Consider the following 26,635-nt stretch of genomic DNA (forward strand, 5'->3'; position numbering starts at 1 on the left):
AAAAATAGGGGTGTGTATGATTATTTTTACGAAATAAACAATAACACCCCTATTTTTTTAGGGGTGTTTATTTATAAAGATGTTATTTTTGGATTAATTGTAGAAAAAATAATAGATGCAGTTATTTCTTGATGTTTCCGTAGAAATATCAGAAGGTAAAATGCTTAAAGGTGAGCGGTTTAAGCTTTAGAGTGTGATTTTTAAACAGATTTTGGAGAAATTTTCAGTTTTTTGAAGAATTACAGTGTATAAGTAGAAAACTGAATCAGGTAAGCCGGGAAAAAAACAAGCCAAGAAAAATAGCAAAAATGCCCAAAATAATGCTGCTGAGCATATAAATGAAGAAATTGAAATAGTCTCCTGTTCTTAAAAAGAGCTGATTTTCCAGAGCAAAAGTGGAAAAAGTAGTAAAGCCTCCGCAGAATCCTACAGCAAAAAACATGGAGATGCCGGGATTAATATTAGGATTTTTAAGGCTTAATCCAAAAAGGAATCCTAAAAATAAACTTCCAAGCAGGTTAACGGTAAAGGTACCATAAGGCATAGAAGTTACTGCAGAATTATTTAAGCCTTTGCTTATCAGGTAGCGCAAAACACTTCCAAATCCTCCTCCCAAAAATACCAGTAACGCACTTTTCATAAAATTTTATTGAACCGGAATATATATTGAAGTAATCCATTTTGCCGGATTTTTATTTTCATCCGGCCCAATATTGTACACTTCAAACGTTTTGGCACCTTCCGCTAATGTAAGATCATTTTCCTGTATATAGGCATAAGTTTGATCCCAGGCTTCCTGAAGATTATCGTGATTACCTTTTAGCGTGGTTTTCACCACTCTTTGGTTTGGCATATACCCTGTAAGCACAGGACTTTCAGCAGGGGTAATTACTTCGCTTGGCATAAAATAAGCAGCAGAGAAAATTGCTGAATTGTTTTCTTCGTTCCATTCATTATAAAGAACAAAAGGCTTTCCAGTCCTTTCAATATTGTTTTTGTTCATATAGGCTGCTATGTCATGAATCATATTATTCATGTTTTCATCTATCTGGCTTGTTTTACTGGCAGTAGTGGTATACATGTAATATCCGCCTCCATGTTGGGTGACGCCATCAACATTAATAAAATAAACGTTCATTTTTTCTTCTATAGAAGCATCCATATCCTCCAGGCTCTGTATAAATTTTGGGCGCATTATTTCAGCTATACTTTTATCCCGAAGCATAAAGGCAGCTTTTTCCAGGAAACTTTGTTTTCCCTTCATGGCCCAGGTGACCAGGGTTCCATTTTCGGTTTCTTCAAATTTCCAGTTAATCTGGCTGGTGGATTTTCCGAAAGTAGTTTGGATAGTAATTTCCTGTTGAATGGAAGAAAAAGGATTAGCTTGTGTTGTAGAGATTTTACCATTGTCCATGCTTTCACTATTCCAGGAATAAAAGGCATTTTTGCCGCTGGTGGTATCTCCGTAATTTGTAGTGATATCTTCAGCTTCGCCGGACCACGGCTCCCAATTGTTCCAGTTTTTGAAATCGTTCACCTCGTTATACACCACTTCCTGCGGTGCATCTATAAGCCTGCTTTCTTCCAGCTGAAAACCTCCTTTCTGTGTGGCCACATATATGGACGTCCCAATAATAAGTATAAGTATAAGGAACAGCAGGTATTTGAAGATTTTCATGTTGTACTTATTTAATTTAACAGCTAAGATAATTAATTTCCATAATGTTACAGGGGACTTCCTTTATTTACTAGTGGTTCAGGAACCTTTTGATTAAAAAAAGAAGGAGGATAAAGACAATAAATCCTACTAGTACAAAAATACTTCCTTTGTAATATTTTTTATGCAGTGCAAAATCTTTTCGGTAACTAATGGCAATAACAGTGGCAAAAGCTACTGTGAAGAGGCCTGCGAAAATGAGTTGTCCTGTGCTGAACATTTTATTTATTTTTACGCAAAGTTAAACTTTTAAAGGGATCTACCCGTAAGCAATTGGAGTCTCAAAAAGTATAAATTTTAAATTATGAAGAATAGAATATCAGCTGTAAAGGAATTTCATAAAGCTTTCAAACTGGGAACTCAGGAGGAGCCTTTGGCAGATCTCGGAACAGCTAAGAATATGCTGCGCTTCAGGCTGATGCAGGAAGAAAACGAAGAATATCTTCAAGCCGCAAATAATAATGATCTTGTTGAGGTTGCCGATGCCCTGGGGGATATGCTATATATTTTGTGTGGCACTATAATAGAACATGGGATGCAGCATAAAATTGAAGAAGTGTTTGATGAAATTCATGCCAGCAATATGAGCAAGCTTGGGGATGATGGTGAACCTATCTACCGTGAAGACGGTAAAGTTTTAAAAGGTCCGCATTATTTTAGCCCCAACATTAGAGGTATCTTTAGTGAATAAAAGTTTTAGGAGATTTTATAAAGCATCTTCTTATTATTTCTGGCGTAAAAAGTGCATGCCGATATTGGCTGTTAAAGGAAAGATTCCGGAGAAACTAGTAGTGGAAACAGAAATTCCTCCCATCGTTATTAAAATGGCAGCAGGCAATTATACGATTATATAAGTTGTTCCTTTTAAGACTGACTGAACAGGGATTTAATAATTTGCATGATAATGAAGAAGAGGTATATCTTATTTATGTGCATACTCATTTATCAGCAAAACTGCGATAACCGGAATTTATAGATTCAACGTATTCGCTGGTTCATCAATAACAATTATTGTTTAAAAACAGGAAACAGTATCAGTATAGAAGGTGAATTTACTTTACAAGATACCTCCAGCCAAATTTATCTTCTGCCTGGTTATACTGAATTTTCGTCAGTTTATCTTTAAAGAACCTGGCATAGGAATCTTCCAGTTTAGGGAGTTCATATTTTTCACCGGCATAACCAAAGCCTGAAATTGGGTTAATTACAGTTGCTGTTCCGGAACCAAACATCTCCTTCAACTCTCCGCTTTTAGCAGCTTCTATAATTTCCTTTACAGAAACACGGCGTATTTCCAAGTCAATATTATACTCTTTGGCAAGGCTAATAACAGAATCCCTGGTAACACCATTTAAGATTCTGTCGTTGGTTGGGGCGGTAAGAAGCTTATCACCAACCCTGAAGAAAACATTCATGGTGCCTGCTTCTTCAAGATATTCATGAGTGCTGGCATCGGTCCATACAATTTGCTGGAAACCTTCATCTTTTGCCAGGTTGGTAGGATAGAACTGTGCGGCGTAGTTTCCGGCAGCCTTTGCAAAACCAACTCCACCATCGGCAGCACGACTGAATTTTTCTGAAATCTGAACCCTCACTTCTCCGCTGTAGTAAGCCTGGGCCGGAGAGCAAATAATCATAAACTTGTATTCTTTGGCAGGGGCTGCTGAAACTCCTGCTTCCGTAGCAATTACAAATGGTCTTACATATAATGAGTTGCCAAAGCCTTTTTTAATCCATTCCCGTTCCAGTTTTAAAAGCTCTTCCATGGCGGTAAAAAAATAGTCTCTTGGAAAGGCCGGAATTGCCAAACGTTCGCTGGACTTATTTATACGCTCAAAATTTTTCTCAGGCCTGAAAAGCCAGATTTGATCTTTTTCATCTTTAAAGGCTTTCATTCCTTCAAAAACAGCCTGTCCGTAATGAAAAACCTTCGCTGAAGGATCCAGCTCAAACGGTCCATATGGCTTTATTGTTGGAGTTTGCCACATACCATCTTTATAATCACACACCATCATATGATCTGTAAAAACCTGTCCAAAGGAAAGATTGTTAAAATCAACATTTTTGATTTTGGAACGAGAGGCCTTCTGGATATCTATCTTGGTAGTGCTGGTTTTCATTATTTACTTGAATTTATGTTCGCAAATTTACCTAAATAAACACAGAATCAAAATCTAAAGTTTTGGTAAATTTGATTTTACTAAAGTAGATACTTTAATCTTATTTCTATGAAAAAAACCATTTTCACCCTGTCTTTGTTTTTGTTATTACTTAGTTGTAATGATAGCAAAGAAGAAAAAGTTTCTCAAAATTCGAAGGAACCTATATCCTATGAAGCTTTCGGAAATAAAATTCAATCTGAGAAAATATTGACCTCTGCACAGATGCAGGAAGAGTTTAAGAAAATGGAGGTTGGGGATAGCTTGCAGGTAAGCATGGAAACAAATATTATGAGCGTCTGTAAAAAGAAAGGCTGCTGGATGACGCTTCAGATGCCTGGAGGAGAAGAAGTAATGGTGAAGTTTAAGGATTATGCTTTCTTTATGCCAAAAGACATTGAAAATAAAGAAGTGATTGTGGAAGGAATTGCCTATATAAAAGAAGTTTCCCTGGCAGAGCTGAAGCATTTTGCTGAAGACGCAGGGAATTCTGAGGCCGAAATAGCAGCGATCAATCAACCAGAGCAAAAATGGTCTTTTCTGGCAGAAGGAGTTTTGCTAAAAAATTAAAATTTGGAAAGAAAAATTATTACAACTGCAGATGGTTCTGTAACCATACATTTGCCGGCATGGGATGAGCAATATCACTCCAGGCACGGCGCTGTACAGGAAGCACAACACGTATTTATTAAAACCGGACTGCATTATTTTCTGAAGAAATATGAAGCTGTTGAAGTTAAAATTCTGGAAATAGGTTTTGGAACAGGTTTAAATGCTTTTATTACTTTTCTGGAAATGCAAAAACTTCAGAAGAAAATTTATTATACCGGGGTGGAAGCCTATCCTGTAAACCCCGAAGAAATTGAAAAATTAAATTACCCCGATATTCTTTCCGCCGAAAAATATAAGGATGTGTTTGCTGAAATGCATCTTATTCCCTGGAATAGAGAAGTTGAGATTTCAAAAGATTTTTATTTGCACAAACAAAAGAAAAAAATTGAGGAGATAAGTAATGTGTTAAAATTTAATCTTATCTATTTTGATGCTTTTGGAGCCCGCGTTCAGCCTGAATTGTGGACAGAAGAAATCTTTGAGAGGATGTTTAATTCCTTAACGCCGGGAGGTGTACTGGTTACTTATGCGGCAAAAGGTAGTGTTCGCAGGGCCATGCTTAAGGTAGGTTTTAAGGTTGAAAAACTTCCCGGTCCCCCCGGAAAAAGGGAGATGTTAAGAGCTTTAAAAGATTAATCTTCACGTGTTAAACCTATAATAAACTTTGGCATTCAATCTTTTGTATGTGTATCTTCAAAAGAAAAAATATGCGGGTTTTAATTACGGGAGCAACAGGTTTAATTGGTTCACATGTTACCAGATTGTGTCATGAAAACGGAATTGAAGTAAATTATCTTACTACCAGTAAAAGTAAGATAGAGAAGAAGGATAAATACAAAGGATTCTACTGGAATCCTTATGATAGGGAGATGGATTTAAAATCTCTTGAGGGAGTTAGTGCAATTATTAATCTGGTGGGGGCAAGCATTGCCAAACCCTGGACCAAAAGTCATAAAAAGGCCATTATGGATAGCCGGACGGAAACGGCAAAACTGCTATTCGATGTACTTTCCAAAAATGATCATTCTGTAGATCATTTTATCTCTGCAAGTGCCATAGGAATTTATCCAAGTTCTAAAGATAAACTATATTTTGAAGATGAAACCGGAGTGGATGATAGTTTTGCCGGCAGAGTTGTGGTAAAATGGGAGAGTGCAGTAAATAATTTTCAGGATATTGGTATAGATGTTACTAAAATAAGGATTGGCCTTGTTTTGGCTGAAGAAGGAGGGATGCTGGAAAAGCTTAAGCAGCCTGTTGGTTTTAATGTGGGAGCTCCATTGGGGAGTGGAAAACAATGGCAATCCTGGATTCATATAGAAGATTTGGCACGAATCTTTTTACATGCACTGGAAAACGATTTAGCGGGAACTTACAATGCCGTAGCGCCAAATCCTGTTACTAATAAAGAGCTGGTGAAATGCGTAGCTAAAAATATGGGAAAATCGGTATGGCTGCCTAATGTGCCAGCAGTAGTGATAAAAACTATGGCTGGGGAAATGGGCAGGCTTATATTATCAAGCCAGTTGGTAAGTAATAAAAAAATTGAAAGTACGGGCTTTCACTTTAGATATACTCATTTATCAAACGCACTGCAGGATTTGTTGAAATAAAAAAGGCTACCAAACCGGCAGCCTTTTCATACTTTAACTTCTTTTAGAGATTATGCTTTTTTAGCTTTAATATCAAGTTTTAACTGAATATCATCACTAATAAAGTTATCTCCAAGGTTATCAAATACAGATTTAGAACCATAGTTTACGTTCCATTTTGTTCTGTCTATCACAAATTCTTCACTGGTGATATTTATTTCGTCTCCTGATCGATTAATCTCTATAGGAAAAGAAATATTTTTAGTCTGATCTTTAATGGTAAGATTACCTTCCATCATTTTCTGGTCATTTTCTTCTTTAATCCCTGTTACCTCGAAAGTAGCGTGAGGATACTCCATAATATTAAAGAAATCTCCTTCTTTTCCTTCTACAGTACCTTTAAGATGAGCTTCAAGATTCTGTTTGTCTTCACCTTCAAGATCGGTTACGTCAATAGTAACCATATCAATTTTAAAGCTTCCGCTTTCTACTACAGAATCATTTGCAGAAAAAGTTCCTTCAGCAATTTTAATTGTTCCGGTATGTGTTCCGGTAGGCTTGGATCCTTTCCACTCTATTACAGAAGCAGTAGTATCGGCCATATATTCCATAACCTCTCCTTCAGCAACGGCAGCTTCCTTAGCTTCTTCTACCTCTGCTTCATGGCCCTGGTTATTTTTACAGCCTACAATGGATAGGGCTATAAAAGCGACGAAAAAAGTATTTAACAAGTTAGTTTTCATAGTTTATAATTTATTTTTTGATTAGCTGGCGAAATTACTAATTTGATAAATAGGTTGTTCATAAATAATTACTAAAAAATTTCAATGACATTTTGACATCTCAGCGGAATTGGCAATACTTTTGTCCTAAATTGCAAAGCTTAAAATGTGAGAAAATGAGTAAAAAGAAAGATAAAGAAGTAAAAGAAGAACAGGAGTCTGTAAAAGATCGTGTAGAAGAAATATTAGACGAAGCAATTGAGGAGGTTGAGGAAAAAGAAAAAGATCAGGAGAATACTGAAGAGGACTCTGATTTTGGAATGTCTGAAACAGAATTGCTGAAGGAGGAAGTTCAAAAGGAAAAAGATAAATTTCTTCGTCTCTTTGCTGAATTTGAAAATTATAAAAAACGCACTTCCAAAGAGCGGCTGGAATTATTTAAAACAGCCAACCAGGAAGTTATAACAGCCATGTTGCCGGTATTGGACGATTTTGATCGTGCGCTGAATGAAATCAGGAAAACTGAAGACAAAAACCTTCTGCAGGGAGTAGAGCTTATTAATAATAAATTCCGTGAAACTTTACACAGTAAAGGTCTGGAACCAATGAATGTGGAGGAAGGTGAAACTTTTAATGCCGACATCCATGAAGCGATAACTCAAATCCCGGCTCCTTCTGATGATTTGAAGGGAAAGATTGTAGATGTTGTTGAGAGAGGATACAAGTTAGGAGAACGAATTATTCGTTATCCTAAAGTTGTAACCGGCAAGTAGAAATTACTTTTAGAACCCGCAAAATTTAATCATGAAAGAGGATTATTACGAGATATTAGGACTAAGTAAAGGCGCTTCTTCTGCTGAAATCAAGAAGGCTTATCGAAAGATGGCCATCAAATATCATCCCGATAAAAATCCGGGAGATGAGAAGGCTGAAGAATTATTTAAGAAAGCAGCAGAAGCATATGAAGTCCTAGGAAACGAAGAGAAAAAGGCGAAGTACGACAGGTTTGGTCATCAGGCTTTTGAAGGCGGTGGCTTTGGCGGTGGTGCCGGCGGCATGAACATGGATGATATATTCAGCCAGTTTGGAGATATCTTTGGCGGAGGAGGTTTCGGTGGAGGCTTTTCCGGCTTTGGTGGAGGCTTTGGCGGTGGCCAACGTCGCGCCAAAGGCAGCAATCTTAGAATTCGTGTTTCGCTTACCCTTGAAGAAATTGCAAATGGGGTAGAAAAAAAGATTAAGGTAAAGCGGAAGTTACAGGCTCCCGGAACTACTTATAAAACCTGTTCTACCTGTAAAGGGACAGGACAGGTTACCCGCGTTACCAATACAATTTTAGGTAGAATGCAAACGGCATCTCCATGTAATGTATGTGGTGGCAGCGGACAAATTATTGATGAAAAACCTGCCGATGCAGATGCATTTGGTCTGGTTACCAAGGAAGAAACGGTTTCTATTAAAATACCTGCGGGTGTTGAACATGGAATGCAGCTCAAGGTTGCCGGAAAAGGTAATGATGCTCCCGGAAATGGCGTTCCCGGGGATTTGCTTGTTGCAATTGAAGAAAAGGAACATCCAAGCCTGCAAAGGGAAGGCGATAATTTGCATTACGACCTATATATTAGTTATTCTGAAGCAGCCCTTGGAAGCTCACGTGAAATTGATACGGTTTCAGGAAAAGTGCGCATTAAGATAGATGAAGGTGTACAATCCGGAAAAATCCTTAGGTTAAGGGGAAAAGGAATATCCAATCTTAACGGATATGGAAAAGGAGATCTTTTGGTCCATGTAAATGTATGGACACCAAAAACGCTTAGCAGAGAACAGCGGGAATTCTTTGAAAAGATGGCTAATGACGAGAATTTTCAGCCGAATCCGGAAAAAAGCGATAAATCATTTTTTGAAAAAGTTAAAGATATGTTTTCATAAACCGCTGGTTTTAAGAAAAAATTTATATATTTGAGAATCACTAAATATTTAGTGATAATTTTTCTTTTTCATAGCAATTTTTTTCCCATCCTTAACTTTGGTTAAGGGTGGGTTTTGTTTTTTAGGATATTCCTCTTATAAAATTCTATCAATTCCGGTATCTCTCATGCTATTTCTATATATTTACCCGATCTGGAAAATTTCTATATGGAGAATCTCTTAGTAGCGGAAAATATCTACAAACGCTTCGGAAAATTTACTGCACTTAATGACGTTTCTATTAGCATTCCCAGGGGCAGCGTATTTGGTTTGCTCGGGCCTAACGGAGCCGGAAAAACCACGTTGCTAAGGATAATCAATCAAATTACCATGCCCGATGAAGGCGTGGTTTTTCTTGAGGGCAAACCGCTACATCCTAATGATATTGCTCATATAGGTTATCTTCCTGAAGAAAGAGGACTGTACAAATCTATGAAAGTGGGAGAGCAGGCGCTTTATCTTGCCAGATTAAAGGGACTATCAAAATCTGAAGCAAAAGAGAGACTGCAGTATTGGTTTGAAAAGCTGGAAATAACCAGCTGGTGGGACAAGAAAATTCAGGAGCTCTCAAAAGGAATGGCCCAAAAAGTGCAATTCGTAATCACCGTTTTGCATAATCCAAAACTGCTCATTTTTGATGAGCCTTTTAGCGGTTTTGATCCTGTTAATGCTGGAATTATTAAAAGAGAAATTCTTCAGCTTAAAGAAAATGGGGCAACCATTCTCTTTTCAACACACAGGATGGAAAGTGTGGAAGAACTTTGTGATTATATGGCTTTAATTAATAAGTCTAATAAACTTCTGGATGGCAAAGTCTCCGACATTAAAAAACAATATAAATCCAATACTTATGAAATAGGAGTGGAAGTGTCCAATGAAGATGCCTTGCTCCGGGATTTGGAGGGAAAATTTACTTTGGGGAAGGCATATTTCAAGAGTATTAATGACGACCTTAAAGTAAGTGTGCAATTAAAAGAAGGAGAATCTCCCAACGATTTGCTGCAGTATTTAATTACGAAGGGTAAGATTAATCATTTTGTAGAGGTGATTCCTTCGGTTAACGATATTTTTATCAAAACAGTTACTCAAAATGCGTAATCTGAAGCTAATTATTCAGCGGGAATATCTGGCAAGGGTCAGGAATAGGACTTTTATTGTAATGACCTTTCTTAGTCCTTTAATCCTGGTAGGTATGATTCTGCTTATAGCCTACCTTAGCATGCTCAACAGCAGTGAACAGCGAATTATTGGAATTCATGATGAAACAGGCCTTTTCAAAGAAGAGTTTAAAGATAATGAACAGGTACAGTATCTGGATTACTCCGCAATGGACCTGCAGGATGCCAAACAGAAAGTGGTAGACCAGGAATATTATGGCCTTATTCATATTCCCATTACTTCCAGCCATGTAGATCTTACCAAAGCCGTTCGTTTCTACGGAAAAGAAAGCCCGGGAATGGGCACCTTACAAAATATTGAGAAAATTATAGCCGATAAGCTTACCAACCAGGAGTTGAAAGACCGGGGTATTGATACTTCTGAAATTGAAGAAGCCCGGGCACAGGTAAATGTACAAATTCAAAATTTTGCCGGGGAACGAAGCTCCAAAATGTCAAATTACATCAAAATGTTTTTTGGAGGGGCAGCAGGCTATCTGCTAATGATGTTTATTATTATTTACGGTAATATGGTAATGCGTAGTGTGATTGAAGAAAAAACCAACCGTATTATAGAAATTATTGTTTCTTCGGTAAAGCCAATCCAGCTTATGATGGGTAAGGTAATAGGTACTTCTCTTGCAGGAATCACCCAGTTTAGTATCTGGGTGGTACTGGGCGGAATTCTTTTTGCAATCCTGGCCTTCTTTTTCGGAATTGATCCTCTTACCATTCAATCTCCCGCGCAGGAACAGGTAGAGGAAATGATGCAGCCGGAAATTCAGCAGTTAATTGTTGATGTTTTGAATCTTCCAATTTTAAGCCTGCTTATCTTTTTCCTTATTTTCTTTATTGGCGGATACTTCCTGTACAGTGCAATTTATGCAGCAATTGGCGCAGCTGTAGATAGCGAAACCGATACTCAGCAATTTATGTTTCCGGTTATCCTGCCACTAATGCTGGGGATTTATATAGGATTTTTTGCCGTAATTGAAAACCCGCATGGAACAGTCTCCACCATTTTTTCAATGATACCATTAACTTCTCCAATAGTGATGCTTATGCGGATCCCATTTGGAGTGCCATGGTGGGAACTTACACTTTCAATAGTAATTTTACTTCTTACCAATTTTGCTGTAGTTTGGTTGGCAGCACGAATTTATAGAATAGGAATTCTAATGTATGGTAAAAAAGCCAGCTACAAAGAAATCTATAAATGGCTTAAATATTAGTAATGCAGTCGGGTACAAAGGAAAAAATATCTGAACTTATAGAGCAGGATCTCTGGGGGGCTGTAAAAGATGTCTGGAACTTTGTAATTCTTGATTACGAGGTTAAAGACGGTATTCCTATAGAAATTACTGTTGGTCTGTTATTGCTGATAATAATTTCTTTCGTGCTCACCAGCATTGTACTTCGTGTGCTCCGCTCATTCATTATGGGCAAATTGCTTGATGAAGATAAGATGAAGTTTGTAAGCATCTTTAAATTTATTAAGTACTCCGTTTACCTGATAGTCATTTTAATCACGCTGAGTACGGCAGGGATAGATATAACCGTTTTACTTACGGCTTCAGCAGTTTTATTTGTTGGAATTGGGCTTGCCTTACAGGAATTGTTTCAGGATATTATTGGGGGGATTTTTATCATTATGGATAAATCCCTTCTGGTTGGAGATATTATTGAAGTGGACGGCCGGGTAGGCAGGATATTTCAAATCAAGCTTAGAACCACCCGTGCTTTAACAAGGGACGATAAAGTTATGGTGATCCCAAATCATAAATTTATCAGTGATACTATATTTAACTATACCCAAAATCATAAAACCACCCGGGAAGCAGTAAAAGTGGGGGTGGCCTATGGGAGTAATACTGAATTGGTTAGAAAAGTGCTGCTGGAATGCGCTAAAGACCAAAAAGGGGTGTTGAAGAAGCCGGAACCTTTTGTTCTATTTGAAGATTTTGGGGATTCGGCATTACATTTTGGACTTCACTTCTATATATCCGATAGTTTTGTGGACCCGAAAGTTAAAAGCGAGTTAAGATTTAATATCGATAAGAAATTCAGATTAAATAATATTACTATTCCATTCCCTCAAAGGGATGTGCATATGTTTTACCCAAATTCTGCAATGCAGGGTAACAAGAATCTGGATTAACTAATAATAATTGAGCAAACCAATATGGCTAAGATTTTATTAATAGAGGACGAAGCAGCAATCAGGCGGGTACTGGTAAAAATTCTTACTGAAGAAAATAAAAATTATTCCGTAGAAGAAGCCAGCGACGGGCTGGAAGGAATGGAAAAAATTAAGGATGAAGATTATGATCTCGTGCTTTGTGATATTAAAATGCCCAAAATGGATGGGGTTGAAGTGCTGGAATCAATAAGGAAGGTCAAGCCTGAAATTCCTGTAATCATGATTTCCGGCCATGGAGATTTGGATACCGCAGTAAATACCATGAAAATGGGTGCTTTCGATTACATTTCCAAACCACCTGATCTTAACCGGCTGCTTAACACGGTGCGCAATGCTTTGGACCGGAAGGAGCTGGTAGTGGAAAATTCTCGCTTAAAGAAAAAAGTTGGGAAAAACTACGAAATGATTGGGGAGTCTGAAGCCATTGTAAGAATAAAGGAATTAATAGAGAAAGTTGCTCATACCGATGCCCGGGTCTTGATTACCGGCCCAAACGGAACAGGAAAAGAATTGGTGGCGCACTGGCTGCATCAAAAAAGCGAGCGCTCCAAAGGTCCTATGATTGAAGTGAATTGTGCGGCGATCCCTTCAGAATTGATTGAAAGTGAGCTTTTTGGCCATGTAAAGGGTGCTTTTACTTCAGCAAATAAAGACCGTGCAGGTAAATTTGAAGCCGCGAACGGAGGTACTATCTTTTTGGATGAAATTGGGGATATGAGCCTTTCGGCCCAGGCCAAAGTCTTGCGTGCGCTTCAGGAAAACAAGATTTCCCGGGTGGGGAGCGATAAAGATATAAAGGTAGATGTGCGCGTGGTTGCGGCTACCAATAAGGACCTGAAAGCTGAAATAGAGGCTAACAACTTCAGGGAAGACCTTTATCACCGCCTGGCAGTAATTCTAATTCAGGTGCCGCCGCTTAATGAGAGGAAAGAAGATATTCCCCTGTTGGTGGAGCATTTCAGTGCCAAAATTGCCAGTGAACAGGGCACCAATAAAAAAGAATTCACCAATGAAGCTCTTGATATCCTGAAAGAATATGACTGGCGTGGTAATGTGCGGGAACTTCGGAATGTGGTGGAAAGATTAATTATTCTTGGTGGTGAAAAAGTTACGGGAGAAGATGTAAATCTTTTTGCGAGCAAATTTTAATTAAAGTGAATGTGAAAGGTGAAAAATATGAAGTGAAAATGGAGAATGAGTTTATTTTCTAAGAGACAAGAGACAAGAGACAAGAGACAAGAGACAAGAGACAAGAGACAACAACCCATATAACCCGCTAAAGGTTTATTGCAAAAGTCTATAGTTAACAGCCTAAGCTTTTTACTATTCTATTTTCTTCACGTTATCAGGAATATACCTTAAAAAATACATGGTGTCCCCGCTGGGATGTTGCCAGGTATGGAAAAGTTCAAATCCAAACCGCTGATAAACAATAGCATTTTTTTTCATCCTGGTTTCCGCATAAAGTGGGATTTTATATTCCCGTGCCTGTCGGTAAAACTCATCCTTCATAGACTTTCCCACCTGCGTATCTGCTCCCCGGGAATCAGGAAGTATTCCCCAAAACCAACAGTAAAGATATTCGCTTTTTTGAGGACGTTGTTTTTTGATATAGTTCTGATTTTTTAGAATACTATAAGCATTTTTAACCCCGGTAACATTCCAAACCAATCCTATCTGTGTCCACAAATCTTTCCAGAAGGAATCATCTTTTTTGCTTGTTTTAAAAAGAATGGCAATGCCTTTACGATTTTCAGAAATAATAAGAGCATCTTTTTCTATGGCTTTTTCCACCATATGGGTGGCAAGGTACCTGAACCGGTACTCCCTGTCTTTTCCTTTCTTAACAATGTCCATTGAAGAAGGCACCTCTTTAAGCAGGAGGCTTACTTTTTCAATTATTTCTTCTTTTTCTTTTGGATTCAAGCTGTTTTTCTTTAGCGGCGAAGATAAAAAAAATAAGTATCCCAAAGATTGTATAATTAGATTTCCAATCTAAACAACAGATATTAATCTCAGTACTTTTGGAGTAACTAATGCTATCGGTCTCGGAAATACACCAGCTTCTATTAAAGGTTCATCCGCATAATATCTTGAAGGAAAAACCTCCGCAAATGATGTAGATGGAAAGTTCTGGAAAGGGAAATACAGGAAATAAGAAATTTTTAGACGCATATTAGCAGTAACGGCATTATTGTTTTTAAATTTTTCTGAATACTTTAAAAGAAGAACAACGGCAGCGGCTGTTGAAAAGGATTAGAAAACCTAAAAAAACTTGAATTTTTCTCCCGGGGGACCTGCAGGAAAGAAAACTATGGGATGCTTATCGCAGCAGTTATGAAGAAGCTATCAATCATACTTCTACTGCAGATTTGCCAGGGTACGTATCCCTTCAGATAACAAGCAAGCGGCACGTTATTTGGTCGCAAAAGTGATGCAGGAGAAATTGAAAAAGTACAATGAAGTACAGGAACCCGCTTTCCTTCAGAAATTTTCAAAGATTTAGATGAATACAGGAAGCAACTGGAAAAAGAATAATCTTTATCTTTCCGCCGGTGGCATTTTCAACTTAATAGCGATAATAATGAAAAAAATATTTTTTGCCTTTTTTGTTTTTATAGGCGCACATTCGGTTTTTTCACAAATGAATCCTGAAGAAGCAGATTCTCTGATGTTCCGCAAAATTTATGATATGTCCCTGCTGAATGGGAAAAGCTATGACTGGCTGGATTATCTATCCAATAATATTGGCGGAAGGCTTTCAGGATCTTACCAGGCGCAACAGGCTGTGGAATACACCAAAGCTCAACTGGAAGAATTGGGCCTCGATAAAGTTTGGCTGCAACCGGTGATGGTGCCAAAATGGACGCGTGGTGCAAAAGAATTTGCTTACGTAGAGACTTCCCCTGGGCTTACAAAAAATGTTAATATTACTGCTTTGGGAGGCTCTGTGCCTACTCCTGCCGGAGGAACCAAAGCCCGCGTGATTGAAGTGCAGGGAGTAGAAGACCTGGCACGGTATGGAAAAGAACAAATTCAGGGAAAAATTGTCTTTTTTAACAGGCCAATGCGTCCCGACCTTATAAGTACCTTTGAATCTTATGGTGGTTGTGTGGATCAACGTTATTCCGGAGCGGCAGAAGCAGGAAAATACGGTGCCGTGGGAGTGATTGTACGCTCTATGAATTTACGTATGGACGATTTGCCTCATACCGGTTCAATGAGCTATGGGGAAACTCCGGTTTCTAAAAGAATTCCTGCCGCAGCAATTAGTACAAATGATGCGGCATATCTTAGCGGACTTTTAACAATGAATAATGAGCTGGAATTATATTTTAAACTAAACTGCGAGCAGCATGCAGACGTGCAGTCCTATAATGTAATTGGAGAAATAACCGGTAGCGAACATCCTGAAGAAATAATGGTTGTTGGAGGGCATCTGGATTCGTGGGATCTTGGAGATGGTTCGCATGATGATGGTGCCGGTGTGGTACAGTCTATGGAAGTGTTGAGACTTTTTAAGGAATTAAATTATAAACCAAAGAGGACGCTAAGGGTTGTTTTATTTATGAATGAAGAAAATGGCCTTCGTGGTGGTAATAAGTATGCTGAAGTGGCTAAGAGCAAAAATGAAAATCACATTTTCGCTTTGGAAAGTGATGCCGGTGGATTTACCCCGCGCGGATTTTCTTTTGATGCCGACAAAGCACAGTTTTCACAAATTCAAAGCTGGAAAGAACTTTTCAAACCATACCTTATCCATTATTTTGAAATGGGAGGAAGCGGTGCAGATGTAGCACCTTTAAAGAAAGGAGATGTGGTGCTGGCGGGATTGCGTCCCGATTCTCAGCGCTATTTTGACCATCATCATGCAGCAAATGATACATTTGAACATGTAAACAAGAGAGAGCTGGAACTTGGTGCAGCCACAATGGCTTCCCTGGTTTATCTTATTGACAAGCACGGCTTAAAAAAAATTGATACTGCAAAGAAGGAGAAGTTATAATGCTATATTAAATACTGTAAATCCCGGTGTGGAACAACACTTCCGGCCGATATTTTCTTTATTCTGAATTGTGGCTGAAAAGCCTCCAATTTTTGAATCGGAATAAATTTTTCAGCAGGGAAAAGCTGCTATCTTTGCACACCAAAAAAGAGCAGCTTGCAGTTATCAGCCTATACCAAAGAATTCAGCAAAAACCTGAAGCTGGCGTTTCCCGTCATGCTTGGACAGTTGGGGCATGTAATGGTTGGGCTGGTGGACAATTTGATGATCGGTCAGCTGGGGCCGGCGCCATTGGCTGCGGTTTCTTTAGGAAACAGCCTGGTTTTTATTGCCTTATCTTTGGGAATCGGCTTTTCGTTTGCAATCACTCCGCTTATTGCTGAAGCAGATGGGGCAGGGGATATAGAAAACGGAAGAAGTTACTTCCACCACGGCATCATTCTCTGTGCAATTAATGGTGTTCTCCTGTTTCTTCTATTGTTGCTGGCAAAACCGGTTTTAAATTATTTAGACCAGCCGCCGGAAGTAGTGGAACTGGCAATTCCTTATCTTGAAATTGTTGCTTTTTCCATGTTGCCTTTAATGGTTTTTCAGGCATTTAAACAGTTTGCTGACGGCCTTTCCCAAACAAAATATGCCATGTATGCTACTTTGCTGAGCAATGTTGTAAACGTGGTCTTTAATTATTTGCTTATTTATGGAATCTGGATTTTTCCAAGACTGGAGCTGGAAGGCGCAGCCATTGGAACTTTAGTATCCAGGTTCTTTATGTTGTGGTTTATCTGGGAAATACTAAGACGAAAGAAAAAGTTTGCAGAATATTTCAGGTGGACAAAAAAAGAATTTTTAAAAGCGGCGATTTTCAGGCGCCTATTGGCTTTGGGCTTTCCTACCGCTCTGCAAATGCTGTTCGAAGTTGCGATTTTTACCGCTACCGTTTTTCTGGCTGGTCTCCTGGGTACCAATCCGCAGGCAGCAAATCAAATTGCCCTTAACCTCGCCTCTATGACTTTTATGGTGGCAGTTGGACTTGGAGTTGCGGCAACAATAAGAATAGGAAATCAAAAGGGGCTGGGACATTATAGAGAGCTAAGAAGAATTGCACTTTCTACTTTCCTGCTGGTTTTTCTTATAGAAGCTGTTTTTGCCATCGGTTTTATCCTTTTAAATGATATTCTGCCCACTTTTTATATTGAAAATGCAGAAGTGGTTTTACTTGCCGCGCAATTACTGGTTGTAGCAGCTTTATTTCAGCTTAGTGACGGATTGCAGGTGGTAATCCTAGGAGCCCTTCGCGGCTTGCAGGATGTTAGAATTCCTACTATAATTTGTTTTATTGCTTACTGGATAGTTGGTTTTCCTGTTTCCTGGTATTTTGGAAGCGCCGAAAGAATGGGTAGCATGGGTATTTGGTTAGGACTGTTGGCTGGTTTAACATCTTCAGCTTTAATGTTGTATCTTCGTTTTGCATATCTAAGCAGGAAACTAATTTTGAGCAAACCTGTTCCTGAAGCAAAAACAAACATAAATTAAATTAACTATGGATTTTCCCAAATTTCTTCTTGGTGATAATACCGATTATCCCGATGCAGTTTTTATTATTCATACTGAATTTCCTCGTTTTATCATCAATCTTGAAAATGATGAAGTAGAATGGCTGGAAGATTTTGACTCCAGCGATGAGGAAGAACTTGCAAATGAAGCTGAACCTTTAATAGAAGAGGCTAATAAATTTTACGATAGGGAAGTTGCACGTTACGAAGAGTAAATGCAGGAATTGTTAGAAATAGATAAGGAAATTTTCCTGTTTTTGAACAATCTTGGCAGTGCTGAGTGGGATTGGTTCTGGCGGGCAATGAGTGATAAATGGACGGGGCTGCCACTCTATTTGTTGTTGATCTACCTTAGCTTTAAAGATTATGGTTGGAAAATAACCTTGCTGAATATGGTATTGGTAACGCTTCTTATTTTAGCAACAGGAGAAGTAGCTTATGATTTTAAACAGGCCTTTGAGAGGTTGAGACCATGTGCTCAGGAAGGGGTTGTAGAGTATGCCCGGGTAGTCACCAGGGGCTGTGGCGGGTTTAGTTTTGTATCTGCCCATGCTACAAATTCCACCGGGGTAGCCGTTTTCCTTTTCCTGTTGTTTAAGCGTTTTCATAATTATTTCGCTGCTGCACTGCTTCTATGGCCGGTTTTAACATCCTATAGCAGGATTTATCAAGCCCTGCATTATCCCTCAGATGTTATTGCGGGAATAGTGCTGGGAGTTATTCTGGCTTTTATTGTTTATCAAATTCAGCTTTTTATAAGCAAGAAATATTTAGGTGCTGATAAAATAATGTAACTGGAAAACCACAGGTTTTTTATGGAACAACTAATTGAATTAGATTACGAAATTTTCCTTTATCTCAATAATCTGGGTTCCCCATTATGGGACAGCTTCTGGCTAGCCATAAGTAACAAATGGACAGGAATTCCACTTTACATCCTTCTGCTTTACCTGATTTACAGAAATTTCGGCTGGAAAATAATGATTTTGAGTATGGTGATTATTACTTTATTAATCACTTCCACAGATCAGCTGGCTAATCTCTTCAAACACGGTTTTGAAAGGCCAAGGCCCTGCCGGCAGGATGGGGTGATGCAATATGCCCGTTTTGTAGCAGAACGCTGCGGCCGGTTTGGATATTTTTCAGCTCATGCTTCCAATTCTACGGGAGTAGCGGTTTTTTTAATTATGCTGTTCAGAAAAATTTATCCACGCTGGATTTATCTGATTCTTCTCTGGCCGCTGCTGGCTTCTTACAGCCGTATTTATCTGGGGGTTCATTATCCTGCCGATATTATTACCGGAATGGTTATAGGAGGTGCGCTGGGCTATGCCTATTATCAATTACATGCTTTTCTGCGGAAGAAATACCGCTTGTAAACCTGCTTTTTCAAAAATTTTGGTTCTTTACTCTTCGGAAGTACTTTTTCGGCTAAGAAAGATATTTCTTGCATAAATAAAGCTGCCTAGCACATGGCCTACGAAAAGTACAGGATCTCTCCTGATGATTGCATAACTAAGAATAAGCAAAGCACCTACAAGGCTTAAAAGCCAGAATCCCAGGGGCAGCACAGATTCTTTTAACCTTTCAGAATAAATCCACTGATAGAAAAAGCGGAGGTTGAAGATAAGTTGTGCAGCTGAGCCCATAATGAGCAGCCACAGCGGGATCTCTTCATTAAAAAACAGCTTTTGTACATCGTACGTTCCATTGTTATAGGAATATATCGTGAGAAGAACCGGGAACAAATAAAGAAACCACCGGAAGAGTCCCGGTATTTTCTGCCATTCTCCCTGTAACTGTAAATTTCTTATATAAATAAAATAAGTTACGGCCTGCCCCAGCATTATGGAAAAATCTTCCCGCAGGTAGCCGTAAACAAATAAGAGAAAAGAAGCAAATAAACTAAGTTTCCAGAACAGGGAAGGGGTGATAACCCTTTTTTGTTTTTCTGAAAGTATCCATTGCATGAGCAACCGGCTGGAAAACAGGATTTGGGCTGTAAATCCAACGGCATATACTTCCCAGTTACTCATTTTTCATGGTAACTTTATAATTGATGTAGTTTTTCTTCATCCAGAGGTAGGCAAAGCAGTCTATAAATGGCCCGGTTAAACGGTTCAGAAGATGAAATTTTGCTTTTCCGGCAATCCGCGGATAATGCCGTACCGGGACCTGGATTACTTTACCGTGTTGTAGCAGTATCATTGCTGGTAAAAACCGGTGTAATCCTTTGAACATCGGGATGCGTTTGGCATAATCTGCTCTTATAATCTTTAGGGGGCAGCCGGTATCGTCCATACCGTCATGTGTAAAACTTCTTCTTATTCCGTTTGCGATAAGGGAAGACATATTTTTTACAAAAGAGTCCTTACGGTCTGCCCTGTGTCCGGTAACCAGATCATACTCCTCAATGTACTGCATTAGCACTTCAAAATCCTCAGGATCTGTCTGTAGATCAGAATCAATATATCCAATAAGCGGAGTGTTGGCAAAATCGAAACCCGCTTTTATGGCAGCACTCAGTCCGCAGTTCTTTTCAAAGGAAATAAATCTAAAATCACAATTTCGGCTGGAAATCTCTTTAATAAGTTCCAGGCTTTTATCTGTGGAACCATCATTTACAAAAAGGGCACAAGTCTTTATGCTTGCAGTTTTCATGTATTTTGTTAATTCTTCTTCTACCCGTCCCAGATTCTCTTGTTCATTATAAAGCGGAACAATGATGGTGAATTCGTAATCCATAAAAATAAATTGATCGCAAAGGTATTAATATGAATTAAAAGTGGGGAACAGCTTTCTTCAAAAAGTGCAAAATCTTTAGAAAGATTGTATTTTGCATCCTCTAATATTAATAGGGAAAATGATCCCGGAAAGATCTAATAGATTTATATGAAAGTTTTAATTACCGGAGCAGCCGGATTCATTGGATCCCATATGGCCGAACGCCTGCAAAGAGAGGGGTTTAATGTAGTTGGGCTGGACAATTTTTCAGATTATTACGAGGTTAGCCTGAAAGATCTGAATAAGGCTGCTCTTGAGCAACAAGGTATTAAAACTGTAAAAATGGATTTAAGAAATTCGGAAGATTTTGAAAAACTGGAACTGGATTTTGATTTTATCATTCATTTTGCCGCACAACCGGGAATTTCGGCTTCCAGTACATTTGAGGAGTATCTGAGCAATAATTTTACTGGAACTCAAAATCTTATGGAATTTGCGCATAGAAATAAGAGGCTTAAACATTTTTTTAATATTTCCACTTCTTCAGTATACGGTCTTGAAGCTACTCATCCTGAAAACGCAGCCCCACAGCCGGCTTCTTTTTATGGAGTGACAAAATTGGCAGCAGAACAACTGGTGCTTGCGCAAAGCCGTACCAAGAAAATGAATGCATCTTCCCTCAGGCTTTATTCGGTTTACGGGCCCAGGGAACGGCCTGAAAAGCTATATACCAAGCTAATTACCTGTGCATTTAGAGAAAAATCTTTTCCGTTGTTTCAGGGCAGTGAAAAGCATCTTCGGAGTTTTACTTATGTGGGAGACATTGTGGAAGGAATATTTAAAGCCGTTCAAAAGCATCATGAAATTAACGGTGAAATTATTAATCTGGGAACTGAAGATGAATACACCACGCAGGAAGGTATAGACCTGGTCCAGGAATTACTGGGAATAGAAATTGACTTAGAGCTGGTACCAAAGAGGGCAGGGGATCAGTGGCATACCAGGGCAAATATTAACAAAGCAAAAAAACTTCTTGATTATCAGCCTTCCACTACTTTAAAGGAGGGTTTGCAACTACAAATTAACTGGTACAAATCAAATTTTCTGTAATTCCCGGTATTTGTTAAGGAGATAAATGGCCGCCGAAAACGCGGTTGTTTTGTTATTACCGATAGCTTCAAGCTGCTCTGCAAGGGCTTCTTTAATTTGGGGATGTTGGTAGAAATTATTTTTAAGATGCTCATTTATAGTTTGTAAAAGCCAAAACTTATTTTGTTGATGGCGATTGGCATTAAAATGGCCATTTTTAAAAACAAGCTTCTGAAAATTACTAATCATTTCCCAAACTTCAGCAATCCCGGAGTTATAAAGGGCACTGGATAAAGCGACTTCAGGTTTCCAGCCGCTTTCTTTGGAAGGATAAAGCTGAAGGGCTCTGTTAAATTCCAGTTTGGCTTCACGGGCTGCTTTTTGATTATCACCGTCGGCTTTATTGATTACTATGGCATCAGCCATTTCAATAATCCCGCGTTTTATTCCCTGCAATTCATCGCCGGCGCCGGCAAGTTTCAGCAGTAAAAAGAAATCGGTCATACTGTGTACGGTAGTTTCGCTCTGGCCAACTCCAACGGTTTCTATAAGAATAACATCAAATCCGGCAGCTTCACACAACACAATGCTTTCACGGGTTTTCCTTGCAACTCCCCCTAAAGACTCCCCGCTGGGAGAAGGTCTTATAAAAGCATGCTCTTCTCTAACTAGGTTTTCCATGCGGGTTTTATCACCTAAAATACTTCCACGGGAAAGGCTGCTGGTGGGGTCTACCGCGAGCACGGCTACTTTTTTACCCTGCTTTATCAGGTAGCTTCCAAAGCTTTCAATAAAGGTGCTTTTTCCAACTCCGGGAACTCCTGTAATCCCTATACGTATAGATTTGTTGGCATGGGACAGGGCACCTTCAATTAATGCCTGTGCTTTTTCCTTATGTGCAGGCTGGTTACTTTCCACCATTGTTATGGCTCTTCCCAGGGCTGTTTTATTTCCTTTGAGGAGTTGGCTGGTTAAATCTTCTTCCGAAGCCCTTTTTTTTCTGATGGCTCTGATACGTTCAGCTGAATTCGGATTTATATTTTTAGAACCCGGACTGCTACCCGTTTCATGTAATGCTGATTTTTCAGAATTTTTGCTCAAAGGAAATGGATTTTTACAAAGTTAGGAATTCATTTTGTGTGGCAATATTATTTGTATATTGAAGCTTATAAAATTAATTTAAACAATCCTCAAAATGAAAACATTGTACAAAACCACCGTCACAACGACAGGAGGAAGGAATGGACAGGCCACCAGTGAAGATGGCGTGTTAGATATAGAATTAAGAATGCCTAAGGAACTTGGAGGCCAGGGTGGAGATTATACCAATCCTGAGCAATTATTTGCAGCCGGATATTCTTCTTGTTTTGGTAGCGCATTGGAATTGGTAGCCAAAAGCCATAAAGTTGATCTGGGAGATTTTAGTATTACTGGAATTGTAGAGATTGGGCAAGCCGAAGAGGAAGATAAAGCCCTGGACCTTGCTGTAACCCTGGATTGTTATATCCCCGGTGTTGATGTGGATACCGGTGAAAAACTTGTAAACCAGGCACATGAAATTTGTCCGTATTCCAGAGCTACCAGGGATAATATTGATGTAACCTTAAACCTCATGCTGGAGGAAGAGGAATAAAAACATTTTATATAAGATAATTTCAATAAGGGGCGCTTTTTAGCGTTCCTTTTTTGATGTTTGAAAATATTGGTCCATCCGGATTTAAGGGGAGAGGTAAAAAAAGAATGAACAGAGAAGATTTCAAATATCCCTTTGTGCTGCCCGGGCAGGTTTGAGCCAGTAATATCCTTTGTTAGACCGCTTCTTTATAGAATTCGGTTCTTTCAGTTTTTATAGGTACAGGAATACTGGTGTGATCCCACGCCAGGATCATAAAAACCAGATCATTGGTTTTGTTGAAAAAGATGGTAAACTGTTCTACGTTTTCCTGAAGTTCGTCCACTCCAATTTCCACAACCAGTGCATCATACTGCGGATCGCGATAAGCCTGTTTTTCCATATTAATTCCCCAGGGATACATTTCAGAATTAAAGATTACCTTCCAGGATTCTTCACCCGGAATCGTCCATAAAGTATATTTTCCTGCTTTTAGCAGGGAACCATCCACCATAATATCTTCAGTGGTTTCAAAAGTTGTAGCCTCATTTGCCCCGGTACGCCATACTTCATTAAAAGGCACAAGTTCTCCAAAAACCTCCCTTCCTCTCTTATGAGGGCGGTTATAAAAAACTTCCATTTTTAATCCGTTATCTTCAAATACTATAGTATCCTCAGGGCTATGTGCTTTGGTATTATACCTCAGAACAAACAAAAGTACCAGGCCAAAGGCAGCAATAGCAGCAACTAATTTGAGGGAAGTTTTTACAACAGGTTTCATTCAGAAATTTTTAAATGCAGGTTCAAAAAATGTGCAAATGTAGCTTCAGCAAAAATAAATTCTACGGCAATGTCTGAAAATTATGAGGAGAATTTAGTCTATTTTTTCAGAAAAAATTATGACGATGTATGCAACATGCGAAAAGAATAATCGTCATTAAAGTGAATAGCAACCAAACCAATAAGAATTTTGTTACAACATCAGTTAATAGAAGCTTGCAGGCAAAATGATCGCCGGGCTCAACTGAAGCTTTACAATAAGTACAGCCAGGGCATGTATTATGTGGCGCTTAGGTTTATCCGGGATTCATACGAAGCTGAAGATGCCATGCAGGAGGCTTTTGTAAAAGCTTTTCAGAAACTTCACCAGTTTACGGGAGAAGTCACTTTTGGAGCCTGGCTTAAGCGTATCGTTATCAACAAATGCCTGGATAAGTTAAAGGCAAAAAAGATGGAGCTGGTCGCAATAAATGAACGTACAATGACCACGGTGGAAGAGGATGATAACTGGCAAATTGGAGATGGGATTGGAATTGAAGAGGTTAAAGCAGTAATACAGCAACTGCCGGAAAAGTACAAATATCCCCTGATGTTATTTTTAATTGAGGGGTATGACCACGAGGAAATTTCAGAAATCTTGGATATTACACAGGTGGCTTCCCGCACCTTGGTACACAGGGGAAAGAAAAAATTACAGGAAGAACTAAAACTTACGAGAAATGGCACAGGATATTAGAGACATGTTCAGGAATGATGAGAGCCGCGAACCTGAAAAAATTAAAAAAGGTCACCAGAAACGATTTGAGGCTAAACTGAACAAGGCGTTACCGCAGGAGAAAAAAGCCGGCAGTTTTCCTTACTTAAAAATAGCCGCGGTATTAGTGGTGGCTTTTGGAGTAGCAATGTTTTTCCTGAAGCCGGGTAGTGGAGCTCCGGAAACACGCATGGTGGAAACCCCGGTAGAGGAAAATAATGAAAATATCAATGCGCAGCCGGAGAAGCAATTTCAGCTTAGTGATGTTTCACCCCAGTACAAGGAAATTGAGAACTATTATATGGCAGGTTTAAACCTTGAACTGGCAAAGCTGGACATTAATGAAGACAATAAAGCCCTTATAGATGCTTTTATGGCCAAACTGGCAGAACTGGATAAGGAATATAAGCGATTAAATGCAGATGTTAATGAAAGCGGCCTTAATGAACAAACGGTAGAAGCCATGATTGCCAATTTGCAGCTAAGACTGGAATTGCTGTTCAAGTTGAAAAACAAGATTAAAGAAATTAATGAATCAAAAGACAAGAGCTATGAAAACCTACAAGCTTAACATATTTGTGCTTTTGCTCCTGTTAACGGCAGGACTTTCAGCCCAAACAAAAAAACTGGAAAAATCATTCAATACGAGCGGGACAGTTAACGTAAATGTTGATGCCAAGCACACCAACATTAGTATTGAAAAATGGGATAAGAATGAAGTAAAGGTGGAGGCATTTTTAAATGCCGGAGGTTCTGATAAACAACAGGTGCAGGAGCTGTTGAACAGTTGGAAATTGCAGGCATCGGGATCGTTAAACGACGTGAGCATTATCTCGGGGGGTAATAACAGTTTAAATCCCGGCGCTAATATAAACGTTGATATAAACGGCCTGGATGAATCTATAGGAGGCCTGCAGGAATTGCTGGGCCCAATGATGGAAGGGCTTATGCCAATGATCCGGAATATAGCTTCTAATCCTTTGCCGGAGAATTTTACCGCTAAAGTGGGCGATATGAATTTTGATTATGAAGCCTACCAGCGCAATCCCGATGCGTATATGAAGAAATGGGAAGCCCGGATAGAGGAGGAATTTGGAGAGGATTTTGAAAAAGATATGGAAAAATGGGCCGCCCGGATAGAGAAAAATTCTGATAAATGGGAAAAAGAATATGGTGCCAAAATGGAAGCCTGGGGTGAACAGTTTGGAAAAGACATGGAAGTATGGGGTGAGCAATTTGGCAAAGAAATGGAGAAATGGGGGGAACAGTTTGGCAGGGAGATGGAAGCTAAATTTGCAGGGAAAGATGCTAAAGTTATGGTGTTGCCGGGAAATCCCGCCAAGGCGAACAGGAATATTAAAATAAGTGTTCCAAAAGATGCCCGGCTAAATTTAATTGTGCGCCATGGTGAACTTAAACTTGCAGGTACCACTTCTAATGTAAAAGCTAATGTTTCTCACGGATCACTTTCAGCTAACAGGCTTACCGGTAATAAAACCGATGTAAATGTTTCGTACTCTCCAGTAAAGATTAAACAATGGGATTATGGAATACTTACTGCCGGATATGTACAAGATTTGCAAATTGAAAAAGCTGCCAGTATAAAACTGAATTCTAATTCCAGCGATGTGGTAATAGGTGAAATAAGTGAGACCGGGATTATTAATGGTTCTTTTGGGGAATTGAAAATAAACAAACTGGCACCGGGGTTTAATAATTTGAGGATTAGCCTTGAAAACAGCGATTTGGAACTTGTCCTGCCGGATACTGCCTATAGTTTTAATTACGACGGCACCCAGAGTGATATAGATTATCCCTCTTCTATGCAGCTAAAAAAGACCAGGACCTATGATAATGTGCTGTTGAGTGGTTATAATAAAACCAGTAATGGCCAGGGAAGCGTAAGCATTCAGGCGAGTTTTAGCGATGTCTTGGTAAAGTAAAACACATCGCTTATTTTTAGCAACCTTAAAAGGGTCGTCTTTAAGTA

At 39.0% G+C, this 26,635-nt stretch carries 30 protein-coding genes; 21 read left to right on the top strand and 9 right to left on the bottom strand.

Annotated elements, in window-relative coordinates:
- Positions 1–265 precede the first annotated feature (265 nt).
- Together crcB and RM539_RS16345 are read right to left on the bottom strand one after the other, a co-directional pair.
- Positions 266–640: a fluoride efflux transporter CrcB gene (gene crcB, locus RM539_RS16340; protein ID WP_311504489.1), complete on the bottom strand. Its 375-nt coding sequence runs from the start codon at positions 638–640 to the stop codon at positions 266–268.
- A 6-nt stretch (positions 641–646) separates the two neighbouring features.
- Entirely contained in the window at positions 647–1,678 is a 1,032-nt protein-coding gene (locus tag RM539_RS16345; protein ID WP_311504490.1) for an SRPBCC family protein, read from the bottom strand.
- A gap of 343 nt (positions 1,679–2,021) precedes the next feature.
- On the opposite strand from RM539_RS16345, the gene RM539_RS16350 reads away from it, so the two are divergent.
- On the top strand, positions 2,022–2,408 hold the full coding sequence (locus RM539_RS16350) for a pyrophosphohydrolase domain-containing protein (RefSeq protein ID WP_311504491.1): 387 nt from the start codon (positions 2,022–2,024) through the stop codon (positions 2,406–2,408).
- Between the two features lie 361 nt (positions 2,409–2,769).
- Here the strand turns inward: RM539_RS16350 and RM539_RS16355 are convergent, their stop codons facing one another.
- Entirely contained in the window at positions 2,770–3,837 is a 1,068-nt protein-coding gene (locus RM539_RS16355; RefSeq protein WP_311504492.1) for a branched-chain amino acid aminotransferase, read from the bottom strand.
- Positions 3,838–3,945: 108 nt separating this feature from the next.
- Here RM539_RS16355 and RM539_RS16360 point away from each other — a divergent pair, with 108 nt between their 5' ends.
- The 3 genes from RM539_RS16360 to RM539_RS16370 all read left to right on the top strand — a co-directional run bounded on the left by RM539_RS16360 (position 3,946) and on the right by RM539_RS16370 (position 6,101).
- The gene (locus RM539_RS16360; protein ID WP_311504493.1) at positions 3,946–4,446 is read left to right on the top strand and encodes a DUF4920 domain-containing protein; all 501 of its coding nucleotides are present in this window, start codon (positions 3,946–3,948) and stop codon (positions 4,444–4,446) included.
- Between the two features lie 3 nt (positions 4,447–4,449).
- The gene (gene mnmC2 / locus RM539_RS16365) at positions 4,450–5,124 is read left to right on the top strand and encodes a tRNA (5-methylaminomethyl-2-thiouridine)(34)-methyltransferase MnmC2 (protein ID WP_311504494.1); all 675 of its coding nucleotides are present in this window, start codon (positions 4,450–4,452) and stop codon (positions 5,122–5,124) included.
- A gap of 71 nt (positions 5,125–5,195) precedes the next feature.
- Entirely contained in the window at positions 5,196–6,101 is a 906-nt protein-coding gene (locus RM539_RS16370; RefSeq protein WP_311504495.1) for a TIGR01777 family oxidoreductase, read from the top strand.
- A 50-nt stretch (positions 6,102–6,151) separates the two neighbouring features.
- On the opposite strand, the gene RM539_RS16375 is transcribed toward RM539_RS16370, so the two are convergent.
- Positions 6,152–6,823: a YceI family protein gene (locus RM539_RS16375; protein WP_311504496.1), complete on the bottom strand. Its 672-nt coding sequence runs from the start codon at positions 6,821–6,823 to the stop codon at positions 6,152–6,154.
- Between the two features lie 155 nt (positions 6,824–6,978).
- Here RM539_RS16375 and RM539_RS16380 point away from each other — a divergent pair, with 155 nt between their 5' ends.
- From RM539_RS16380 to RM539_RS16405, 6 genes are all read left to right on the top strand, one after another.
- A complete protein-coding gene (locus tag RM539_RS16380) occupies positions 6,979–7,575 on the top strand; it encodes a nucleotide exchange factor GrpE (protein WP_311504497.1) in 597 nt (198 codons plus the stop codon).
- A 31-nt stretch (positions 7,576–7,606) separates the two neighbouring features.
- Positions 7,607–8,731 carry a molecular chaperone DnaJ gene (gene dnaJ, locus RM539_RS16385; RefSeq protein ID WP_311504498.1) on the top strand — a complete coding sequence of 375 codons (1,125 nt, stop codon included), beginning with the start codon at positions 7,607–7,609 and terminating at the stop codon, positions 8,729–8,731.
- Between the two features lie 207 nt (positions 8,732–8,938).
- Positions 8,939–9,868, top strand: a complete 930-nt coding sequence (locus RM539_RS16390; protein ID WP_311504499.1) for an ABC transporter ATP-binding protein — start codon at positions 8,939–8,941, stop codon at positions 9,866–9,868.
- Positions 9,861–11,159: an ABC transporter permease gene (locus RM539_RS16395; protein WP_311504500.1), complete on the top strand. Its 1,299-nt coding sequence runs from the start codon at positions 9,861–9,863 to the stop codon at positions 11,157–11,159. The genes RM539_RS16390 and RM539_RS16395 overlap by 8 nt, the downstream gene beginning before the upstream one ends.
- Before the next feature lie 2 nt (positions 11,160–11,161).
- Complete coding sequence (locus RM539_RS16400; protein ID WP_311504501.1) at positions 11,162–12,085, top strand: mechanosensitive ion channel family protein; 924 nt, start codon at positions 11,162–11,164, stop codon at positions 12,083–12,085.
- A 24-nt stretch (positions 12,086–12,109) separates the two neighbouring features.
- Positions 12,110–13,276, top strand: coding sequence for a sigma-54-dependent transcriptional regulator (locus RM539_RS16405; protein WP_311504502.1), 1,167 nt, complete (start codon positions 12,110–12,112; stop codon positions 13,274–13,276).
- Positions 13,277–13,450: 174 nt separating this feature from the next.
- Here RM539_RS16405 and RM539_RS16410 read toward each other — a convergent pair whose 3' ends face one another.
- Positions 13,451–13,984, bottom strand: a complete 534-nt coding sequence (locus RM539_RS16410) for a hypothetical protein (protein WP_432264637.1) — start codon at positions 13,982–13,984, stop codon at positions 13,451–13,453.
- A 440-nt stretch (positions 13,985–14,424) separates the two neighbouring features.
- On the opposite strand from RM539_RS16410, the gene RM539_RS20145 reads away from it, so the two are divergent.
- The 6 genes from RM539_RS20145 (at position 14,425) to RM539_RS16435 (ending at position 19,065) form a co-directional block, all read left to right on the top strand.
- The gene (locus RM539_RS20145; protein WP_432264638.1) at positions 14,425–14,562 is read left to right on the top strand and encodes a hypothetical protein; all 138 of its coding nucleotides are present in this window, start codon (positions 14,425–14,427) and stop codon (positions 14,560–14,562) included.
- 149 nt (positions 14,563–14,711) lie between these two features.
- Complete coding sequence (locus RM539_RS16415) at positions 14,712–16,133, top strand: M20/M25/M40 family metallo-hydrolase (protein ID WP_432264636.1); 1,422 nt, start codon at positions 14,712–14,714, stop codon at positions 16,131–16,133.
- Between the two features lie 156 nt (positions 16,134–16,289).
- Positions 16,290–17,666 carry an MATE family efflux transporter gene (locus tag RM539_RS16420; protein ID WP_311504504.1) on the top strand — a complete coding sequence of 459 codons (1,377 nt, stop codon included), beginning with the start codon at positions 16,290–16,292 and terminating at the stop codon, positions 17,664–17,666.
- A 7-nt stretch (positions 17,667–17,673) separates the two neighbouring features.
- On the top strand, positions 17,674–17,901 hold the full coding sequence (locus RM539_RS16425) for a DUF8828 family protein (protein WP_311504505.1): 228 nt from the start codon (positions 17,674–17,676) through the stop codon (positions 17,899–17,901).
- Entirely contained in the window at positions 17,902–18,480 is a 579-nt protein-coding gene (locus RM539_RS16430; protein ID WP_311504506.1) for a phosphatase PAP2 family protein, read from the top strand. It abuts the gene before it with no gap.
- 21 nt (positions 18,481–18,501) lie between these two features.
- Complete coding sequence (locus tag RM539_RS16435; protein WP_311504507.1) at positions 18,502–19,065, top strand: phosphatase PAP2 family protein; 564 nt, start codon at positions 18,502–18,504, stop codon at positions 19,063–19,065.
- A gap of 27 nt (positions 19,066–19,092) precedes the next feature.
- Here the strand turns inward: RM539_RS16435 and RM539_RS16440 are convergent, their stop codons facing one another.
- Both RM539_RS16440 and RM539_RS16445 read right to left on the bottom strand, forming a co-directional pair.
- On the bottom strand, positions 19,093–19,722 hold the full coding sequence (locus tag RM539_RS16440; RefSeq protein ID WP_311504508.1) for a lipid-A-disaccharide synthase N-terminal domain-containing protein: 630 nt from the start codon (positions 19,720–19,722) through the stop codon (positions 19,093–19,095).
- A complete protein-coding gene (locus RM539_RS16445) occupies positions 19,715–20,431 on the bottom strand; it encodes a glycosyltransferase (protein ID WP_311504509.1) in 717 nt (238 codons plus the stop codon). Before RM539_RS16445 ends, RM539_RS16440 begins: the two co-directional genes overlap by 8 nt.
- A gap of 147 nt (positions 20,432–20,578) precedes the next feature.
- Here RM539_RS16445 and RM539_RS16450 point away from each other — a divergent pair, with 147 nt between their 5' ends.
- A complete protein-coding gene (locus tag RM539_RS16450; RefSeq protein ID WP_311504510.1) occupies positions 20,579–21,520 on the top strand; it encodes an NAD-dependent epimerase/dehydratase family protein in 942 nt (313 codons plus the stop codon).
- Here the strand turns inward: RM539_RS16450 and meaB are convergent.
- Positions 21,506–22,600 (bottom strand): methylmalonyl Co-A mutase-associated GTPase MeaB, encoded by a 1,095-nt coding sequence (gene meaB / locus RM539_RS16455; RefSeq protein ID WP_311504511.1) that lies wholly within the window; start codon positions 22,598–22,600, stop codon positions 21,506–21,508. The two genes, RM539_RS16450 and meaB, sit on opposite strands and share 15 nt — an antisense overlap.
- A 94-nt stretch (positions 22,601–22,694) precedes the next feature.
- Here meaB and RM539_RS16460 point away from each other — a divergent pair, with 94 nt between their 5' ends.
- Entirely contained in the window at positions 22,695–23,132 is a 438-nt protein-coding gene (locus RM539_RS16460; protein WP_311504512.1) for an organic hydroperoxide resistance protein, read from the top strand.
- A gap of 175 nt (positions 23,133–23,307) precedes the next feature.
- Here RM539_RS16460 and RM539_RS16465 read toward each other — a convergent pair whose 3' ends face one another.
- Entirely contained in the window at positions 23,308–23,892 is a 585-nt protein-coding gene (locus RM539_RS16465; protein WP_311504513.1) for a DUF2911 domain-containing protein, read from the bottom strand.
- Positions 23,893–24,081: 189 nt separating this feature from the next.
- Between RM539_RS16465 and RM539_RS16470 the strand changes: the two genes are divergently transcribed.
- Genes RM539_RS16470 through RM539_RS16480 form a run of 3 tightly spaced genes read left to right on the top strand, consistent with a single transcriptional unit; the run spans position 24,082 to position 26,588 of the window.
- Positions 24,082–24,627, top strand: a complete 546-nt coding sequence (locus tag RM539_RS16470) for an RNA polymerase sigma factor (protein ID WP_311504514.1) — start codon at positions 24,082–24,084, stop codon at positions 24,625–24,627.
- Positions 24,611–25,216, top strand: coding sequence for a hypothetical protein (locus tag RM539_RS16475; RefSeq protein WP_311504515.1), 606 nt, complete (start codon positions 24,611–24,613; stop codon positions 25,214–25,216). Before RM539_RS16470 ends, RM539_RS16475 begins: the two co-directional genes overlap by 17 nt.
- A complete protein-coding gene (locus RM539_RS16480) occupies positions 25,197–26,588 on the top strand; it encodes a hypothetical protein (protein WP_311504516.1) in 1,392 nt (463 codons plus the stop codon). The genes RM539_RS16475 and RM539_RS16480 overlap by 20 nt, the downstream gene beginning before the upstream one ends.
- Positions 26,589–26,635 lie beyond the last annotated feature (47 nt).

Origin of the sequence: Autumnicola musiva, from assembly GCF_031846585.1 — a bacterium.
Classification (GTDB): domain Bacteria; phylum Bacteroidota; class Bacteroidia; order Flavobacteriales; family Flavobacteriaceae; genus Autumnicola; species Autumnicola musiva.

Bases quoted from the DNA above. Each gene is read 5' to 3' on its own strand.
- crcB (WP_311504489.1), bottom strand. From the start codon at position 640: ATGAAAAGTGCGTTACTGGTATTTTTGGGAGGAGGATTTGGAAGTGTT.
- RM539_RS16345 (WP_311504490.1), bottom strand. From the start codon at position 1,678: ATGAAAATCTTCAAATACCTGCTGTTCCTTATACTTATACTTATTATT.
- RM539_RS16350 (WP_311504491.1), top strand. From the start codon at position 2,022: ATGAAGAATAGAATATCAGCTGTAAAGGAATTTCATAAAGCTTTCAAA.
- RM539_RS16355 (WP_311504492.1), bottom strand. From the start codon at position 3,837: ATGAAAACCAGCACTACCAAGATAGATATCCAGAAGGCCTCTCGTTCC.
- RM539_RS16360 (WP_311504493.1), top strand. From the start codon at position 3,946: ATGAAAAAAACCATTTTCACCCTGTCTTTGTTTTTGTTATTACTTAGT.
- RM539_RS16370 (WP_311504495.1), top strand. From the start codon at position 5,196: ATGCGGGTTTTAATTACGGGAGCAACAGGTTTAATTGGTTCACATGTT.
- RM539_RS16375 (WP_311504496.1), bottom strand. From the start codon at position 6,823: ATGAAAACTAACTTGTTAAATACTTTTTTCGTCGCTTTTATAGCCCTA.
- RM539_RS16380 (WP_311504497.1), top strand. From the start codon at position 6,979: ATGAGTAAAAAGAAAGATAAAGAAGTAAAAGAAGAACAGGAGTCTGTA.
- dnaJ (WP_311504498.1), top strand. From the start codon at position 7,607: ATGAAAGAGGATTATTACGAGATATTAGGACTAAGTAAAGGCGCTTCT.
- RM539_RS16390 (WP_311504499.1), top strand. From the start codon at position 8,939: ATGGAGAATCTCTTAGTAGCGGAAAATATCTACAAACGCTTCGGAAAA.
- RM539_RS16395 (WP_311504500.1), top strand. From the start codon at position 9,861: ATGCGTAATCTGAAGCTAATTATTCAGCGGGAATATCTGGCAAGGGTC.
- RM539_RS16400 (WP_311504501.1), top strand. From the start codon at position 11,162: ATGCAGTCGGGTACAAAGGAAAAAATATCTGAACTTATAGAGCAGGAT.
- RM539_RS16405 (WP_311504502.1), top strand. From the start codon at position 12,110: ATGGCTAAGATTTTATTAATAGAGGACGAAGCAGCAATCAGGCGGGTA.
- RM539_RS16410 (WP_432264637.1), bottom strand. From the start codon at position 13,984: ATGGACATTGTTAAGAAAGGAAAAGACAGGGAGTACCGGTTCAGGTAC.
- RM539_RS16415 (WP_432264636.1), top strand. From the start codon at position 14,712: ATGAAAAAAATATTTTTTGCCTTTTTTGTTTTTATAGGCGCACATTCG.
- RM539_RS16425 (WP_311504505.1), top strand. From the start codon at position 17,674: ATGGATTTTCCCAAATTTCTTCTTGGTGATAATACCGATTATCCCGAT.
- RM539_RS16430 (WP_311504506.1), top strand. From the start codon at position 17,902: ATGCAGGAATTGTTAGAAATAGATAAGGAAATTTTCCTGTTTTTGAAC.
- RM539_RS16435 (WP_311504507.1), top strand. From the start codon at position 18,502: ATGGAACAACTAATTGAATTAGATTACGAAATTTTCCTTTATCTCAAT.
- RM539_RS16440 (WP_311504508.1), bottom strand. From the start codon at position 19,722: ATGAGTAACTGGGAAGTATATGCCGTTGGATTTACAGCCCAAATCCTG.
- RM539_RS16445 (WP_311504509.1), bottom strand. From the start codon at position 20,431: ATGGATTACGAATTCACCATCATTGTTCCGCTTTATAATGAACAAGAG.
- RM539_RS16450 (WP_311504510.1), top strand. From the start codon at position 20,579: ATGAAAGTTTTAATTACCGGAGCAGCCGGATTCATTGGATCCCATATG.
- RM539_RS16460 (WP_311504512.1), top strand. From the start codon at position 22,695: ATGAAAACATTGTACAAAACCACCGTCACAACGACAGGAGGAAGGAAT.
- RM539_RS16465 (WP_311504513.1), bottom strand. From the start codon at position 23,892: ATGAAACCTGTTGTAAAAACTTCCCTCAAATTAGTTGCTGCTATTGCT.
- RM539_RS16475 (WP_311504515.1), top strand. From the start codon at position 24,611: ATGGCACAGGATATTAGAGACATGTTCAGGAATGATGAGAGCCGCGAA.
- RM539_RS16480 (WP_311504516.1), top strand. From the start codon at position 25,197: ATGAAAACCTACAAGCTTAACATATTTGTGCTTTTGCTCCTGTTAACG.